The following is a 15,230-nucleotide window of genomic DNA, read 5'->3' as shown; positions in this document are numbered from 1 at the left end:
AATCTCCGCGCGATTTTTCCCTCTCATCGTCCCCGATCCGGCCGCCTTCTGGCACTGGTCGGGCTGGCCCTGGCGCCTGCATTGTCTCTGCCCGCTCAGGGGGCCGAGCAGCTGCGCGACACCGCCTTTCGCCAGGTCAACGCGGCCTGGTGGGCGGCAGGGGGCATATCGCGCCCAGGGGACGGGCGCTTCTGCATCGATGTGCCCGCCGGCAATGGCGATCCGTGGTCGGTGATGGTGGGGCAGGATGGCCTCACTCTTGCGCCCGAGACCGGCTACCGCCTGCGCTTTTCGATCACTGCCGATCCGCCTGCGGCCTTTGCCGCCGTCGTGCAGGGCGCCAACGAGCCTTTCGAGCCGATCGCGCGGCTCGAAGGCATCGCCGATGAAGACGTCGTGGGCTATCCGCTGGGGTTCATCACCGGCGACCTGAGCGATGGCGAGGCGGTGCTGCAGTTCCAGTTCGGCGGCGCGCCCGAGCCGGCAACCATCTGCCTCTCGCATGCCTCGCTCGTCGATCTGGGGCCAATGGGCCAGGAGCGCAAGAACCTCGCGCCGCTCATCCGCGTCAACCAGCTGGGCTATCTGGCCGATGGGCCGCGCCGCGCCACGCTGCTTTCGGAGGCGACGGAGCCGGTGCTGGTGCGTCTGCTCGCCGAAAACGGCACGGCGCTCTGGCACGGGTTCTCGACGCCTGTGGGGCTCGATCCGGCCTCCTGGCTCTTCGTCCATCGCATCGATTTTTCCTCCGCCACCGCGGATGGGCAGGGCCTCGTGCTCGAGGCTGGCGCAGCGCGCAGCGATCCCTTCGCCATCGGGGTCAATCCCTATGGTCCGCTCGCCACCGATGCGCTGCGGTTCTTCTACCTGGCGCGTTCCGGCATCGCGATCGAGGCCGACTTTGCCGGCGAGCGCAACGCCCGCCCGGCCGGGCATGTGGGTGTTCCCGGCGGTCCGGGCCTCAACCAGGGCGATGTCGCCGTGCCCTGCCAGCCTTTGCCGGATTGGCCGTGCGACTATGCCCAGGACGTTACCGGCGGCTGGTACGATGCCGGCGACCACGGCAAATACACCGTGCCCGGCGCGCTAGCCGCGGCCCAGCTGATGGCCGCCTATGCCCGTTCTGCTCGCGATGGCCGCGAAGCGCGCTTCAGCGATGGCCGGTTCTCCATCCCCGAGGCCGGCAATGGCGTGCCGGACCTGCTCGATGAGGTCCGCTGGGAGCTCGACTGGCTGCTGCGCATGGTGGTGCCCGAGGGCCGGCCGCTTGCCGGCATGGTGCATCACAAGGTGCATGACATCGGCTGGACCCATATTCCCATCCTACCTTCGGATGATCCCCTGCCGCGCCGGCTGCATCGGCCCTCGACCGCCGCGACCCTTGATTTCGCTGCCGTCGCGGCGCAGGGCGCGCGGCTCTTTGCGCCCTTCGACCAGCCTTATGCCGATCGGCTGCTGGCTGCGGCGCGTCGGGCCTATGATGAGGCCATTGCCCATCCCGAACTCATCGCCGGGCCGGCCGACCCCGATCTCGGCGGCGGCGCCTATGACGATACCGATGTCAGCGACGAGTTCTACTGGGCGGCGGCCGAGCTCTTCATCACCACCGGGGAAATGCCCTTCCTCGAAGCCGCCAGGGCTTCCCCGCACTGGTCCGGCCCCGTCTATCCCTCGCCGATCTTTGATTGGGCCAGTGTGGCGGGCTTTGCCCGCCTGCAACTGGCCGCCCATCTCGATCGCCTGCCACCCGCCGATGCCGAATTGGTCGGCGCGTCGGTGGTAAGCGGGGCGGAAGCCTTTCTCCAGCGTCAGAATGCGGGCAGCTTCGGATCGCCCTACCAGCCCACCAACGGGCTCTATGCCTGGGGATCGAACCATCTCGTGGCCCAGGCAGCGCTCGTCATGGCGGCGGGAGCCGATCTCTCTGGCCGCGCCGACCTGCGCGACGGGGCCATCGAGGCGATGGACTATATCATGGGCCGCAATGCGCTGGGGCAGAGCTATGTGGTCGGCTATGGCCTGCGCCCGCCGCTCTATCCGCACAGCCGGCACTTCGCCCACGGGCTCGATCCGCTCTTCCCGCCGCCGCCTGATGGCACGCTGGTGGGCGGGGCCAATTCGGGGCGCGACGATCCGGTGGCGAGCGCGCTCTTTGCCGAGGGCTGCGCTCCTCAGTCCTGCTATCTCGACGATGTGGAGAGCTGGTCGACCAACGAGATCGCCATCAACTGGAATGCGGCGCTGGTGCAATATTCCGCCTGGCTCGCATTGCAGTGATGAAACCGATGGCGGCGTCGCACCGTTAAGGTATGAGCGACGCCGCCATGGGTGATGCGTCAGGCGCGGTCTATGCAGACCTTGGTCGTGCCTGCATTGCGGAAGCCGAGGGCCGTCGCTGCTGCCTTGGAAAGATCGATGATCCGGCCTTTGTGGAAGGGTCCCCGGTCATTGATCTTCACAGTGATGGACTTCCCCGTACGCTGGTCGACGACTTTGACGACGGTGCCGAAGGGAAGGGAACGGTGGGCGGCGGTCATGGCGTTCTCGTTGAAGCGTTCGCCAGAAGCCGCCGTCTTGCCGTGGAACCCCGGGCCATACCAGGAGGCGCCACCACACTGGTCACCCGCTGCAAGGGCCGCTCCCATCGAGACGATGGACAGGCCCGTTGCCAGCGCGGCAACCACGACGATGTTCTTGGTCACTCTTGTACTAACTCGCACTTTGTTAAACACAACGGCAGCCGGGCTAGGCAGGCGCTGTGGCCCAAATGTGAACCCGGCGTGAATCATTCTGGCCAAAGCTTGATTCCTGCTCTTCGGCGAGCTGGTGTTGCGCAAAAGCCGCGGAATCCGGGCCTTACGCTGTGAACAGCGGGGATAACCGAGCCTGCTTTTGACCAATTGATAAAAATTCCGGGCTGCGCTAGCCTCGTCTCTGGAACCGTTCCAGGGAGGCCAGAATGGCAGTGGGAACGCTGAAGCCGGGCATCGCCGCGGGGCGCCTCGATCCCGGTCACTACGCCGAGAATTTCTCGGAGCTGCACCCCGCGCTCGACCTGCATGAGGCGCGGGTGGAAGCCGATCGCTGCTATTTCTGCTTCGATGCGCCCTGCCTCAATGCCTGCCCTACCGAGATCGACATCCCGCTCTTTATCCGGCAGATCGGAGCGGGCAATCCGCTGGGGGCAGCCGAAACCATCTTCGAGCAGAACATCCTCGGGGGCATGTGCGCCCGCGTGTGCCCCACTGAGCAGCTCTGCGAGGAAGCCTGCGTGCGCGAGGCGGCGGAGGGCAAGCCGGTGCAGATCGGGCGCCTGCAGCGCTACGCCACCGACGCGGCCATGGCCACCAATACCCAATTCTTTACCCGCGCCGCACCCACCGGGCGCAGGATCGCGATCGTGGGTGCTGGTCCCGCTGGCCTCGCCTGTGCCCATCGGCTGGCGATGCACGGCCATGATGTCACCCTGTTCGATGCCCGCCCCAAGGCCGGCGGGCTCAACGAATATGGCATCGCGACCTACAAGACGCCCGACGGCTTCGCCCAGGCCGAGCTCGACTACGTGCTCGCCATCGGCGGCATCAGCGTCGAACTGGGGCAGGCGCTGGGGCGGGATTTCCACCTCGACGATCTTGCCTCCCGCTTCGATGCCGTCTTCCTCGGGATCGGGCTCGGTGGCGTGAATTCGCTCCTCGCAGAGGGCGAAACCGCCGAGGGCGTTCGTGACGCCGTCGATTTCATCGCCGAACTCCGCCAGGCCAGCGATCTGTCGACGCTTGCCATCGGCCGGCGCGTCATCGTCATCGGCGGCGGCATGACGGCCATCGACGCGGCGGTGCAGGCGAGGCTGCTCGGCGCCGAGGAGGTGACCATCGCCTATCGCCGCGGGCGGGAGGCGATGAATGCCAGCCAGTTCGAGCAGGATCTGGCGCAAAGCCGCGGTGTCGTCATCCGCCACTGGCTCGCCCCCCGCCGCGTGCTGTCCGAGGGCGGCCGCGTCACCGGCGTCGAGTTCGAATATACCGGCCTTCAGGATGGCCGCCTCGTCGGGCTCGGCCACACCATGACCATCCCGTGCGACCAGGTGTTCAAGGCCATCGGCCAGACCCTCACCGGGCGCACCGTCGAGGGGCTCTCGGTGGTGGGGGGCCGCATCGATGCCGATGCCGAAGGCCGCACCTCGCGCCCCGGCTTCTGGGCGGGCGGGGATTGCGTGGTGGGCGGGGACGATCTCACCGTCAGCGCCGTCGCCCAGGGCCGCGATGCTGCCGAAAGCATCAACCGGTATCTCTCATGAGCATCCCGCTCCGCCTCTGCGCCGTCGCGCTCGCGCTTTCACCCCTGCCGCTGCTGGCGGCGGAGGGGCTGGATGGCGAGTGGTGCAGTGCGGCGGGCGAGCGGCTGCTCATCGACGCGGCGGGGCCGGGCTTTAACGAGCACACCGTCTGCCAATGGCTCGAAGGCAGGCCCGAGGCGGCGGTTTTCGATGCTGCCATAGCCTGCGCCAATGTCTATCCCAGCGGCGACACGCTGGTCACCACCGAAGAGCGCATGGGGCGGCTGGTCTCCGACGGCACTGCCCCCATCACCATCTTCGCCCGCTTCGAAGCGGACGACCCGGTCGCTTTCAAACGATGCGCGCCCTGATCGGCTGAACGCCCGGCCGCAAGGATAAAGCCAGAGGAGGCTCAATTGGCAGATCTGCGCAGCAACTTTCTCGGCATCAAGTCACCCAATCCGTTCTGGCTGGCGTCGGCGCCGCCCACCGACAAGGCCTATAATGTCGAGCGCGCCTTCCGCGCCGGCTGGGGCGGGGTGGTGTGGAAGACCCTCGGCGAAGCGGGTCCCCCGGTGGTCAATGTCAACGGCCCGCGCTACGGCGCCATCTGGGGCGCCGACCGCAGGCTTCTGGGCCTCAACAATATCGAGCTGATCACCGACCGGCCGCTCGAGGTCAATCTGCGCGAGATGAAGCAGGTCAAGATGGCCTGGCCCGATCGCGCGCTCGTCGCTTCCATCATGGTGCCCTGCGAGGAGGAGGCGTGGAAGGCCATCCTGCCGCTCGTGGAAGAGACCGGCGCAGATGGCATCGAGCTAAATTTCGGCTGTCCGCACGGCATGTCCGAGCGCGGCATGGGGGCTGCGGTCGGGCAGGTGCCCGAATATGTCGAGATGGTCGTGCGCTGGTGCAAGCAATATACCCGCATGCCGGTGATCACCAAGCTCACCCCCAACATCGCCGATATCAGGAAGCCCGCGCGCGCCGCCCACAAGGGGGGCACCGATGCGGTGTCTTTGATCAACACCATCAATTCCATCACCTCGGTCAATCTCGATACCTTCTCGCCCGAGCCCAGCATCGACGGGCGCGGTACCCATGGCGGCTATTGCGGCCCGGCGGTAAAGCCCATCGCGCTCAACATGGTGGCCGAGATCGCCCGCGATCCCGAGACGCGCGGCCTGCCGATCTCGGGTATTGGCGGCATCACCACCTGGCGCGACGCGGCCGAGTTCATGGCGCTGGGCGCTGGCAATGTGCAGGTCTGCACCGCCGCCATGACCTATGGTTTCAAGATCGTCGAGGAGATGATTTCGGGGCTCTCCAACTGGATGGACGAGAAGGGCCACCGCACCCTGTCCGATGTCGTCGGGCGCGCCGTGCCCAATGTCACCGACTGGCAGTTCCTCAACCTCAACCACGTCACCAAGGCCCATATCGATCAGGACCTCTGCATCAAATGCGGCCGCTGCCATATCGCCTGCGAGGATACCTCCCACCAGGCGATCACCCGGCTCAAGGATGGGGTGCGGCATTTCGAGGTGATGGAAGAGGAGTGCGTGGGCTGCAACCTCTGCGTCGATGTCTGCCCGGTGGAAAACTGCATCACCATGGAGCCGCTGCCCGCCGGCGCGCTCGACCGTCGCACCGGCCTCACCGTGTCGGACACCTATGCCAATTGGACGACCCATCCCAACAACCCGGCTGCCAGGAAGCCGGAAGTCGAACCGGCCGAGTGATGGAAAAGGTCCTCGGCATCGGCGGCTTCTTCTGGCGGGCGCGGGACCCCGAGGCGCTGGCGCTCTGGTACCAGCAGCATCTCGGGGTCGATGGCGTGCCTTCGGACTACGATACGCTGCCCTGGCAGCAGGAGGCTGGCACCACGGTGTTCGCGCCCTTCAAGCACGACACGACCTATTTCGACCGGCCCGAACAGCAGTTCATGGTCAATTTCCGCGTCCGCGACCTCGATGCCATGATCGCCCAGCTCGAGGCTGCCGGCATAACTGTCACCCTTGATCCCGAGTCCTATCCCAACGGCCGCTTCGCCCGCCTCCACGACCTCGAAGGCAACCCCATCGAACTCTGGCAGGAGCTGGCGGCAAAGGGGTGAGACCTGAGCCAGTGGCCCCCCTCACCCTGTCCCTCTCCCCGGCGGGGAGAGGGTACTCATCCTGCCGACATCAACTGGCCGGAACGATCCGCATAAAGAACCGGGGCTACTTACTTTGCGCTGGAGCCAGCGCTCCTGCAGAGACCATCGGCCCATCGTCCCCTCTCCCCGCCGGGGAGAGGGACAGGGTGAGGGGACTGCGACAGCCGCCTCGCCGAAATTGAGGGGTCTCTCACGGCCCATCCCGCTGGCCTCAACGCCCGACTTCAGTTACCCCTTGCCTCGCATGGGGGAGCCAAATCGTGGATGAAACGCTGATTCTGGTCGGGCGCGTGGTGTTCGGCCTGTTCTTCCTCATCGCCGGCCTGCGCAATTTTGCCGGCTTCAAGGATCGCATTCCCTCGATGACCAATTATGGCTGGCCGCTGCCCCCGCCCATCGTGGCGCTGGGCTTTGCCATCCAGCTCGTCGGTGGCGCGCTCCTGGCTCTCGGGCTTTTCGTCGATTGGGCGGCGCTCGCGCTCATCGCCTTCCTCGGGCTCGCCACCGGCCTTTACCACAACCTCTTCCGCTTCGAAGGCAAGGCGCGCGATCCGCATCTCTACCTGACGCTGGTCAACATCACCCTGGCCTCGGGCCTCCTGATGATCATGGGCGCCTTCTAGGGCGCCTCACCGGTTCCGTTGAAGGCGGAGACGCCGCGGCGCTCGAGCCTTAGCCTCGCCGGTCCACTGCGCTTTGCAGCCAGGGTGCGCTTTCGGCCATGCGCGCTTCCCAGGCCTCGATTTGGGCCATGTGCCGCACGGTCAGGCCGATATCGTCGAGCCCTTCGAGCAGCACCAGCCGCTCGGCTTCGGGCACCGCAAACGCAATCGGTTCGCCGCCCGGCCCGCTGATCGTCTGCGTCCTGAGATCGGCGGTAAAGGGCGCGCCATTGGCCGCTACCACGCGCGCGACGAGCTCGGCATAAAGCGCCTCGGGCAGGGTGATCGCCAGCACCCCGTTCTGGAGGCAGTTCTCGCGGAACTGGTCGTTGAAGCTCTTTGCCACGAGGCAGGAAAAGCCATTGGCCTGCAGCGCCCACACCGCCGCCTCGCGCGAGCTGCCGCAGCCGAAATTCTCGCCCGTCACCAGAATGGCCGGATCGGCGAAGTGCGGCTGATTGAGCACATGGGCCGGGTCGGGGGTGCCATCGGCCTGCCAGCGCGTGCGCATGAACAGCATGCGCCGGTAGTCGGGCTTAAGGCTGCGCGCCAGCTGGATGGGCGAGATCGCATCGGTGTTGATATCGTCCTCGAGCAGCGGCACGGCCGCCCCGGTGGTTGCGGTAAAAGCCCGCATGCTCATGCCTCCTCGAGCTTGCGCACGTCGGTGATGACGCCGGTCACCGCCGCTGCCGCCGCCATGGCGGGGCTGACGAGGTGGGTGCGCACCCCCGGCCCCTGCCGCCCCTCGAAATTGCGGTTGGTGGTCGAAACCACCCGCTCGCCCGGCCGGCCGCGATCGCCATTGCCGCCCGCGCACATCGAGCAGGCCGATTCGGCCCATTCGAAGCCGGCCTCGATGAACACCCGGTCGAGCCCCAGCGCCTCCGCCTCGCGCTTGACGATGGTCGAGCCCGGCGAAATCATCGCGATCACGCCCTGCGCCACCTTCCGGCCGCGCACGATGGCGGCGGCCTCCTCGAGATCGGGAATGCGGCCATTGGTGCACGAGCCGATGAAGACGCGGTCAACCTTGAGCCCTTCGAGCCGCGCGCCGGGGGAAATGTCCATATAGCCCAGCGCCTTGTCGAGCGCCTCATCGCCCTGCGTGGCCGGCACCAGCCCACCCACGCCCGTGACCTGCCCCGGATTGGTGCCCCAGGTGACCTGCGGGGCAAGATCGGAACAGTCGATGACGATATCGGCGTCGAACACCGCGTCTTCGTCCGAGCGCAGCATGCGCCAGGTCTCGAGCGCCCGCGCCCAGTCCTCCCCGATGGGCGCGAAGGGCCGGCCTTCAAGCCAGGCGAAGGCGGTCTCGTCCGGCGCCACGAAGCCGGTGCGCCCGCCCATCTCGACGGTGAGGTTGCAGAGCGTCATTCGCGCCTCGATGCCCATGGCTTCCACCACCGGCCCGGCATATTCCACCGCATGGCCATTGGCGCCCGACACCCCGAGCGTGCCGATGATGTGCAGCGCCACGTCCTTGGCCGTCACATGCCGGCCGAGCCGGCCCTCGAGCCGGATGCGCATGGTTTTGGGGCGCTTCATCGCCAGAACCTGCGTCGCCAAAACATGTTCGAGTTCGGTCGTGCCGCAGCCGAAGGACAGGGCCCCGAGCGCGCCGACCGTCGCGGCATGGCTGTCGGGCACGCAATGGGTCGCCCCCGGCAGCACCATGCCGAGCTCGGGTCCGATGACATGCGAAATGCCCTGTTCGGGATCATCGACATCGAAGATGCGGAAGCCGAATTCGACCGCCCCGGCCCGCTGCGCGCGCAGAAACGGCGTGCCCTCGGGGTTGGTCGTGTCGTCCCGGCCCCGACGGGTAGCGATGGTGTGGTCCTGCACTGCGAAGGTCAGGTCGGGCCTGCGCACCCGGCGCCCGGCCTTGCGCAGCTTTTCGAAGGCCTTGGGCCCGTGCAGTTCGTGGACCATGGTGCGGTCCATATAGATGATCTCGCGCCCATCGAGCCGTTCGGCCACGAAATGGGCGTCCCAGATCTTTTCGAACAGGGTCTTCTTGCCGGATATCTCGGCCATGGACAGGTCCTTCGTCTTCAGCCCTAGATACTGGGCTTGACCAGCGCCATCAGCGTGCCGGCATATTCGGCTGCCATGTCGGGCGAGAGCTGCCGTGCCTTGCCGAGATAGCGCTTGATGGTTTCGAGCACGAGCCGCTTGCGCCCCGAGAGCTCGGCGAGATACTCGGCCGCGCCCGCCGCGAACCGGTCGTCGGGATAGATCTTGCTCACCAGCCCCAGCGCCAGCGCCTCCTCGGCCGAAATCGTCTCGGCGGAATAGACGAGATGGGCCAGCGCCTTGGCCGGCAGCTTGTGCAGCAGCGCCGAGATCGCCAGCGTCGCCGGAATGGAGTGGCGGATCTCGGGCAGGGCGAACTTCGCCCGATCCGAGGCCAGCGTGATGTCGCAGGCGCCGGCCAGAGCGGCGCCGAGGCCGATGGCATCGCCATGCACCAGCGCCACCACGGGCACGGGGCAGGCGGCGATGGCGTCATAAAGGTCGAGCGTCGCGCCCATCTGCTTTTGCCGTGCGTCCCAGGGCAGCGCCTCGGGCACCTCGCCCTTGCCGTCACGCCCGAGACAGAAGGCCGGGCCCTGCGCCCCGATCGCCACAAGATGCACGCTGGGGTCGGCGCCGGCAGCACCGAGCACGTCGACCAGCACGCCCATCTGCTGGCGCGTCAGCACATTGCCGGCGTCCGGCCGGCCAAGATCGATATGGGCAATGCCCGCCTCGCAGCGGACGAGATGGGGCTGCAAAGGAGCCGTGGTGAGCATTTCGCCTCTAAATTGCATACGAGAATAGCGATAGTGCATTTTTTTGAGCGCGACTAGTGTATTTGTCGGTCGGGACCTCTTAGAGGTCGGGGGCGATACGTGGGGTAGGGCGATGACCAGGTTCGAGACTGCCGAAAGCGAGTGGACGGCTGAGCAGGCGACCTTCGCGCAAAAGCTCCGGGGCAGCGCGCGGGGCAAGATAGGGGTGCCCTTCCTCAACCTCCTGCCCCAGCCGGCACTCGCCGAAAAAGTCGCCGATGTCGGCGCCTGGCTTCGCTTCGAGGGCACGCTGCCCGCCGATATCCGCGAACTCGTGACGCTCGCCACCGCCGCCCATTGGCGTTCGCCCTATGAATGGACCGGCCATGCACGCCTCGGGCTCGCCGCCGGGCTGGAGCGTGAGGCGCTTCGCACGCTCGCTGAAGGTGGCACCCCGGATCTGCCGCCCGACCAGGCGCTGGCTCTTGCGGCCGCACGCGCTATCCTCGCCTCCGGATCGCTCGATGATGCGCGCTTTGTCGCCCTTGCCGGGCGCTTCGGCCGCGAAGGCGCCATCGAACTCGTGACGCTCTGCGGCTATTACAGCCTCCTCGCCATGGTCATCGGCACCGGCTATGCCGAGGGCGAAGCACCCGATTGGGGCGATACCGTCGCCCGCTCGCTCGCGGCGGAGGCCTGAGCGCATGGCGGCGCTGCCCACGATCCCGACCCTGCTGTCCGGGCTTGGCGCCCTCGTCATCGGCACGATTGGCGGGCTCGTCTTTTCCTATCTCCATCTGCCTTTGCCCTGGACATTGGGGTCGCTGTTCGCCGTCGGCGTCACCGCCATTCTGGGCAGCAAGGCGCTGCTGCCGTCCTCGACCCGTCATGTCGCGCGGCCGATGGTGGGTGTGCTGGCGGGCAGCGCCTTTACCGCCGAGATCGTCGCCATCATGGCGCTGTGGTGGCCGGTCATTCCCACCATCATCGTCTACACGCTGGTGACGGCGGGGCTGGGCACGCTCTTTTTCATGCGTGCCTGCCGCTATGACAAGCCGACCGCCATCTTTGCCGGCTTTCCCGGCGGGCTCAGCGAACTGACCATGGTCGGGGCATCGATGGGCGCCGATGTGCGGCGCCTCGCGCTCGTCCATACCGCGCGGGTCATCGTCGTCATCTTCTCGATCCCGCTGATCGTGCAGGCCTGGGTCGGCACCCCGCTCACCGGCACGGCTCCTGCCGCCGCAGCCGGGCACGAGGAGATCATCGGACTTCTCGATTGGGCCATCCTCATCGGCTGCGCCTTTGGCGGCTATCTCCTGCGCAAGCTGTTCCGGCCGCTGGGCGGCGCCATGGTCGCCGCGCTCGTTCTCAGCGCCATCGCCCATGGCACGGGGCTCACCGCCGCCCATCCTCCGGCCTGGCTCGTTGCCACGGTGCAGGTGGTAATCGGCGCCACCGTCGGCTCGCGGCTGGGAGGTGCATCGCGGGGAGAACTCGCCCGCAGCCTGATGCAGGGCGCCGTCTGGGCCGTCGCGCTCATCGCCATCGCCGCCCTCACCGCCTTCATCGCCACCCGCTTCCTGCCCTTCGACGCCCCGACATTGCTGCTCGCCTTCTCGCCGGGCGGGCTCGCCGAGATCACGCTACTGGCCTATGCCATCGGGCTCGAAGTGGCCTTCGTCGTTACCGCCCAGGTCTGCCGCGTCGTCGGCACGCTGGTGCTGGCGCCGCTGATTCTCACCCTGACCGGCGGGGGCAGTCCCCCAGCCGATCCGCCCTCCACGCCATCCCCCGCCGACCGCCAGAAAGAGGATTGACCATGACGCTTACCCGCCACCTCGTGCCGCGCGGCGCCGATGTCACGCTCGAAGTCTTGAAAGAGGGCGAAGGCCCGCTGGTCGTCATGCTGCCCTCGCTCGGGCGGCCGGCCACCGATTTCGACCCCATCGCGGCCGAAGTGGCAGCGGCCGGATACACGGTGCTGCGCCCGCAGCCGCGCGGCATCGGAGCCAGCGTCTCGGCCGAGCCGTGGCGCGACCTGCATGATTGCGCCGCCGATATCGCGACCATCATCGAAGCCTTTGGCGACGGCCCGGCCTTCGTCGCCGGCCACGCCTTCGGCAACCGTGTCACCAGAATGCTCGCCACCGACCGGCCAGACCTTATTTCGGGCATCTCGATCATCGCCGCCAATGTCGGCATCGCGCCCAGCGGCCCCAAGATGCGCGCCGCCATCCGCGCCAGCGCCAATCCCGACCTGCCCGCCGAGGAGCGGCTCGAGGCGCTCCGCTTTGCCTTCTTTGCGCCGGGCAACGACCCAACCGGCTGGCTTGAGGACTGGTATCCCGAGGTCCTCGCCGCCCAGCGCCATGCCGGCGACCAGACCCCGCGCCACGAGGATTATGCCGGCGGCAGCGCGCCGCTCCTCTATCTCCAGCCCGATACCGACCCCCTCGCCCATGTCGAGGATGCCGAGATCTTCAAGCGCGAGCTGGGCGACCGGGTGACGGTGGTCGTCATCCCCAATGCCAGCCACGCCGCCCTGCCCGAGCAGCCCGGGTTCATCGCCCGGGAACTCCTCGCCTTCATGGCCCGCGTCCATCCGGCGGGGCGGGCAGCATGACCGACCTCCGCTGGACCGAGCATCAGGGCGTCAGCCTCCACTACAAGCTCTCGGGCGAGGGCCGCAGCCTCGTGCTCATCCATGAGCTCTCGGGCACCAGCGACAGCTGGGACGAGGTGATCGCAAAGCTTGCGCCCGGCTACCGCATCCTGCGCGCCGACCAGCGCGGCACGGGGCTGTCGGAGAAGGTGCGCACGCCCTTTTCCATCGCCGACATGGCCGCCGATACCGCCGCCATCATCCGGGCCGCCCAGCTGCCCCCGCCCTACACCATCGCCGGCATCGCCTCGGGCGCCGCCATCGCGGTGGCGCTCGCTGCGCTGCTGGGCGGAAGCGTCGAATCCCTTCTGCTCTGCTCACCAGCGCTCAAGGCCAACCCCGAGCGGCGCGGCTATCTGCTCGGGCGGGCCGCCACGGCCCGGGAGGAGGGGATGCGCGCGGTGGTCGATCTCGTCTTCGAGCGCTCCTATCCGCAAAGCGCCATCACCGACCAGCATGTGCATGACGAGTATCGCGCCCGCTTCCTCGCCATCGACCCCGTCTGCTACGAGATGGCCAACCACATGCTGGCCGATGTCGATGTCAGCGCCGAGATGGCTGGGCTCGCCTGCCCCGTGCTGGTGCTGGCGGGCAGCAAGGACCTGCTGCGACCTGTCGCCCATGTCGAGGCCGATATCGCGCCCATCCCCGATCGCCGGCTCGAAGTGGTTAAGAGCGGCCACATCATGATCCTGCAGGCGCCCGAGGCTGTCGCGAGCGCGCTGTCGGGGCTCTACCAGGCGAGTGGGGAAAAGGCGTAGCCGGTCTCTTCCGTGCCGGTCACGCGCCCGCGATAGGGCCAGCCGAAATGCATCGGCATGATGAGGGCGCCGCTTTCGGCCGCCTCCCTGAGGAAGGCCCGGCGCGTCTCCCGTGCCCTCTCGGGCAGGATGCAGTAGCGCGTGTTGAGGTCGGGGAAGCGGATCTGCAGGGGGCTGTGGAAGATGTCGGCTGAAAACACCGCCCGCTCCCCCCGCTTGTCATCGAGCCAGAGCGCTGCCTGCCCCGGCGTGTGGCCCGCCGCGTCCATGACATCGAAGAGATGGAGCAGCCGCTCGCCGGGTCGATAGGTCTCGACGAGGCCAGCCTCGAGCAGCGGCACGACGCTGTCGTCCCAGGCCCCGCTGATGGCGCCCTGTTCGCCGCCCGTAACGCGCCCCCGCCAATAGTCGAGTTCCGCCTCGGGCACATGGTGGCGCGCTTTGGGGAAGGCGGGCACCCAGCGCCCGTCCTGCGCGGTGGTGCAGCCGCCCACATGGTCGGCATGCAGATGGGTCATCACCACATCCGTGACGGTCTCCGCCGTCGCTCCCGCGGCCTCGAGCCAGGCGCCGGCCAGCGTATTGAGACGGTTCTGCCGCGCCGCCGGCCGGTTCTTGCCATTGCCCAGCCCCGGATCGACGAGCACCAGCCGTCCCGGCGCCTCCACCATCCAGATCTGGGTGGTCACGACCAGCCGGTCGATGGAGGGCTGGTAGTGATGCGGCGCCAGCCAGTCGGCCTCGCCCGCCAGCGCCCGCGCATCGAGATCGGGGAAGAGGAAGGTCGGGTCATGGGTCGGGCCCGATGTCTCGAGCACGCGGGTGATGCGCATGTCCCCGAACACGAAGCTCTGGCTCAGCATGGCGACAGGTGTCCTTCAAAAACAAGAGGGCCGGCACCGCAAGGCGCCGGCCCGGTATCAACGGCGTCCGACGGTCAGCGCTTGACGATCTCAAGGCCGGCGGCCTCGAGAATGCCCGCGAGCTGCTCGGTATATTCGGCGACGAAGGCGCTGGTTTCCTCAGGCGTGGTGAATGCGGCCTCAAAGCCGTTCTCGCTCACGTAATCCTGCCACTGCTGGCTCTCGGTGGCCTGCCGGATCATGTCGCTGTAATAGGCGACGGCTTCGGCCGGCATGCCGGGAGGGGCGACGATGCCGCGGATCTGCGGCAGGTTGGGCACGTTGAGGCCGGCTTCGGTGAGGGTCGGCACATCGGGGAAGGTCGGCAGGCGCTCTTCGGAAACGGCCGCGATCACCCGCATGGCGCCGCTGCGCACCTGCTCGGCGGCTTCACCGGGCTCGACGATCATCAGATCGACATGCCCGCCCAGCAGCGCGGCCAGGCGCTCGCCGCCCGACGGGAAGGAGATGAACTGCCAGTCGGCGCCCGTCTCCATCATGATGAGCTGGCGCAGCACGTTCTCGCGGGCCAGCACCGAGCCGCCCGACTGGCTGAGCTTGCCGGGTTCGGCCTTGGCCGCCTCGATGAAGTCGCCCAGCGTCTGGTAGGGCGAATCGGCCTTGACTGCGATGAGGCCGGGCTCGCGGATGACGAGGGCCAGCGGGGTCATCGAGCTCAGCGGGTTGGTGGCCTCGGCCGAGACCAGCGGGTCGGTGATCCAGATATTGGTGAACACACCGAGCGTGTTGCTGGTGCCGGCCTTGCTCGCCACATAGGCGGCCGCCGTGGTCGAGCCGCCGCCGGGCTTGTTGGCCACCTGGATGCGCACAGGCGAGAGATTGTTGGCCTCGATCACCGAGATCAGCGCGCGGGCGAACACGTCATTGCCCGAACCCGGGCCGGCATGCACGGCGATCTCGAGCGGCCGGTTGGGCACGAACTGGGCCTGCGCCGCCGGAATGGCGGCAAGGCCGACGGCAACGGCCAGAGCCGGTGCGAAGAGGCTGGATAGTTTCATGGAAAAC

16 protein-coding genes are annotated in these 15,230 nt (G+C 67.6%); 10 read left to right on the top strand and 6 right to left on the bottom strand.

The features are described 5' to 3' along the window. The first annotated feature begins 81 nt into the window (after positions 1 to 81). Complete coding sequence (locus BT183_RS11095; protein WP_177282490.1) at positions 82 to 2,277, top strand: glycoside hydrolase family 9 protein; 2,196 nt, start codon at positions 82 to 84, stop codon at positions 2,275 to 2,277. A gap of 59 nt (positions 2,278 to 2,336) precedes the next feature. Here BT183_RS11095 and BT183_RS11090 read toward each other — a convergent pair whose 3' ends face one another. Beyond that, positions 2,337 to 2,645: a septal ring lytic transglycosylase RlpA family protein gene (locus tag BT183_RS11090; protein ID WP_072344619.1), complete on the bottom strand. Its 309-nt coding sequence runs from the start codon at positions 2,643 to 2,645 to the stop codon at positions 2,337 to 2,339. Between the two features lie 314 nt (positions 2,646 to 2,959). Here BT183_RS11090 and BT183_RS11085 point away from each other — a divergent pair, with 314 nt between their 5' ends. From BT183_RS11085 to BT183_RS11065, 5 genes are all read left to right on the top strand, one after another. After that, positions 2,960 to 4,297, top strand: a complete 1,338-nt coding sequence (locus BT183_RS11085; protein WP_072342794.1) for an NAD(P)-dependent oxidoreductase — start codon at positions 2,960 to 2,962, stop codon at positions 4,295 to 4,297. After that, positions 4,294 to 4,647 carry a hypothetical protein gene (locus tag BT183_RS11080; RefSeq protein ID WP_072342790.1) on the top strand — a complete coding sequence of 118 codons (354 nt, stop codon included), beginning with the start codon at positions 4,294 to 4,296 and terminating at the stop codon, positions 4,645 to 4,647. The genes BT183_RS11085 and BT183_RS11080 overlap by 4 nt, the downstream gene beginning before the upstream one ends. Positions 4,648 to 4,692: 45 nt before the next feature. Further along, complete coding sequence (gene preA / locus BT183_RS11075) at positions 4,693 to 6,018, top strand: NAD-dependent dihydropyrimidine dehydrogenase subunit PreA (protein ID WP_072342787.1); 1,326 nt, start codon at positions 4,693 to 4,695, stop codon at positions 6,016 to 6,018. Beyond that, on the top strand, positions 6,018 to 6,392 hold the full coding sequence (locus BT183_RS11070) for a VOC family protein (protein ID WP_072342785.1): 375 nt from the start codon (positions 6,018 to 6,020) through the stop codon (positions 6,390 to 6,392). The genes preA and BT183_RS11070 overlap by 1 nt, the downstream gene beginning before the upstream one ends. A 302-nt stretch (positions 6,393 to 6,694) precedes the next feature. After that, positions 6,695 to 7,057 carry a DoxX family protein gene (locus BT183_RS11065; RefSeq protein WP_072342782.1) on the top strand — a complete coding sequence of 121 codons (363 nt, stop codon included), beginning with the start codon at positions 6,695 to 6,697 and terminating at the stop codon, positions 7,055 to 7,057. Between the two features lie 49 nt (positions 7,058 to 7,106). On the opposite strand, the gene leuD is transcribed toward BT183_RS11065, so the two are convergent. The 3 genes from leuD to BT183_RS11050 are packed head-to-tail and all read right to left on the bottom strand — an operon-like array spanning position 7,107 to position 9,897. Beyond that, positions 7,107 to 7,733 (bottom strand): 3-isopropylmalate dehydratase small subunit, encoded by a 627-nt coding sequence (gene leuD / locus BT183_RS11060; protein ID WP_072344616.1) that lies wholly within the window; start codon positions 7,731 to 7,733, stop codon positions 7,107 to 7,109. A gap of 2 nt (positions 7,734 to 7,735) precedes the next feature. Beyond that, entirely contained in the window at positions 7,736 to 9,139 is a 1,404-nt protein-coding gene (leuC, locus tag BT183_RS11055; protein ID WP_072342778.1) for a 3-isopropylmalate dehydratase large subunit, read from the bottom strand. Between the two features lie 23 nt (positions 9,140 to 9,162). After that, the gene (locus tag BT183_RS11050) at positions 9,163 to 9,897 is read right to left on the bottom strand and encodes an enoyl-CoA hydratase/isomerase family protein (RefSeq protein ID WP_072342775.1); all 735 of its coding nucleotides are present in this window, start codon (positions 9,895 to 9,897) and stop codon (positions 9,163 to 9,165) included. Positions 9,898 to 10,009: 112 nt separating this feature from the next. On the opposite strand from BT183_RS11050, the gene BT183_RS11045 reads away from it, so the two are divergent. Genes BT183_RS11045 through BT183_RS11030 form a run of 4 tightly spaced genes read left to right on the top strand, consistent with a single transcriptional unit; the run spans position 10,010 to position 13,302 of the window. Further along, positions 10,010 to 10,576 (top strand): carboxymuconolactone decarboxylase family protein, encoded by a 567-nt coding sequence (locus tag BT183_RS11045; protein WP_072342772.1) that lies wholly within the window; start codon positions 10,010 to 10,012, stop codon positions 10,574 to 10,576. Positions 10,577 to 10,580: 4 nt separating this feature from the next. Next, positions 10,581 to 11,696 carry an AbrB family transcriptional regulator gene (locus BT183_RS11040; RefSeq protein ID WP_072342769.1) on the top strand — a complete coding sequence of 372 codons (1,116 nt, stop codon included), beginning with the start codon at positions 10,581 to 10,583 and terminating at the stop codon, positions 11,694 to 11,696. Positions 11,697 to 11,698: 2 nt separating this feature from the next. Continuing rightward, positions 11,699 to 12,502 (top strand): alpha/beta fold hydrolase, encoded by an 804-nt coding sequence (locus tag BT183_RS11035; RefSeq protein ID WP_072342766.1) that lies wholly within the window; start codon positions 11,699 to 11,701, stop codon positions 12,500 to 12,502. Beyond that, positions 12,499 to 13,302 carry an alpha/beta fold hydrolase gene (locus BT183_RS11030; RefSeq protein ID WP_072342763.1) on the top strand — a complete coding sequence of 268 codons (804 nt, stop codon included), beginning with the start codon at positions 12,499 to 12,501 and terminating at the stop codon, positions 13,300 to 13,302. The genes BT183_RS11035 and BT183_RS11030 overlap by 4 nt, the downstream gene beginning before the upstream one ends. Here BT183_RS11030 and BT183_RS11025 read toward each other — a convergent pair. After that, entirely contained in the window at positions 13,275 to 14,165 is an 891-nt protein-coding gene (locus tag BT183_RS11025; protein WP_143145765.1) for an MBL fold metallo-hydrolase, read from the bottom strand. The two genes, BT183_RS11030 and BT183_RS11025, sit on opposite strands and share 28 nt — an antisense overlap. A gap of 74 nt (positions 14,166 to 14,239) precedes the next feature. Next, positions 14,240 to 15,223 (bottom strand): Bug family tripartite tricarboxylate transporter substrate binding protein, encoded by a 984-nt coding sequence (locus BT183_RS11020; protein ID WP_072342760.1) that lies wholly within the window; start codon positions 15,221 to 15,223, stop codon positions 14,240 to 14,242. Between the last annotated feature and the right edge of the window lie 7 nt (positions 15,224 to 15,230).

The sequence above is a fragment of the Devosia enhydra genome (assembly GCF_900119845.1).
GTDB lineage: Bacteria > Pseudomonadota > Alphaproteobacteria > Rhizobiales > Devosiaceae > FPKU01.
The sequence above is the reverse complement of the archived record's forward strand: the minus strand, read 5'-3'. Positions and strand labels throughout refer to the sequence as shown.

What these genes read in the sequence shown, in the direction of transcription:
- BT183_RS11090 (WP_072344619.1), bottom strand. Translation starts at nt 2,645, where the DNA reads ATGGGAGCGGCCCTTGCAGCGGGTGACCAGTGTGGTGGCGCCTCCTGG.
- BT183_RS11030 (WP_072342763.1), top strand. Translation starts at nt 12,499, where the DNA reads ATGACCGACCTCCGCTGGACCGAGCATCAGGGCGTCAGCCTCCACTAC.
- BT183_RS11070 (WP_072342785.1), top strand. Translation starts at nt 6,018, where the DNA reads ATGGAAAAGGTCCTCGGCATCGGCGGCTTCTTCTGGCGGGCGCGGGAC.
- BT183_RS11035 (WP_072342766.1), top strand. Translation starts at nt 11,699, where the DNA reads ATGACGCTTACCCGCCACCTCGTGCCGCGCGGCGCCGATGTCACGCTC.
- BT183_RS11045 (WP_072342772.1), top strand. Translation starts at nt 10,010, where the DNA reads ATGACCAGGTTCGAGACTGCCGAAAGCGAGTGGACGGCTGAGCAGGCG.
- BT183_RS11025 (WP_143145765.1), bottom strand. Translation starts at nt 14,165, where the DNA reads ATGCTGAGCCAGAGCTTCGTGTTCGGGGACATGCGCATCACCCGCGTG.
- BT183_RS11080 (WP_072342790.1), top strand. Translation starts at nt 4,294, where the DNA reads ATGAGCATCCCGCTCCGCCTCTGCGCCGTCGCGCTCGCGCTTTCACCC.
- BT183_RS11020 (WP_072342760.1), bottom strand. Translation starts at nt 15,223, where the DNA reads ATGAAACTATCCAGCCTCTTCGCACCGGCTCTGGCCGTTGCCGTCGGC.
- BT183_RS11050 (WP_072342775.1), bottom strand. Translation starts at nt 9,897, where the DNA reads ATGCTCACCACGGCTCCTTTGCAGCCCCATCTCGTCCGCTGCGAGGCG.
- leuC (WP_072342778.1), bottom strand. Translation starts at nt 9,139, where the DNA reads ATGGCCGAGATATCCGGCAAGAAGACCCTGTTCGAAAAGATCTGGGAC.
- BT183_RS11040 (WP_072342769.1), top strand. Translation starts at nt 10,581, where the DNA reads ATGGCGGCGCTGCCCACGATCCCGACCCTGCTGTCCGGGCTTGGCGCC.
- leuD (WP_072344616.1), bottom strand. Translation starts at nt 7,733, where the DNA reads ATGCGGGCTTTTACCGCAACCACCGGGGCGGCCGTGCCGCTGCTCGAG.
- BT183_RS11085 (WP_072342794.1), top strand. Translation starts at nt 2,960, where the DNA reads ATGGCAGTGGGAACGCTGAAGCCGGGCATCGCCGCGGGGCGCCTCGAT.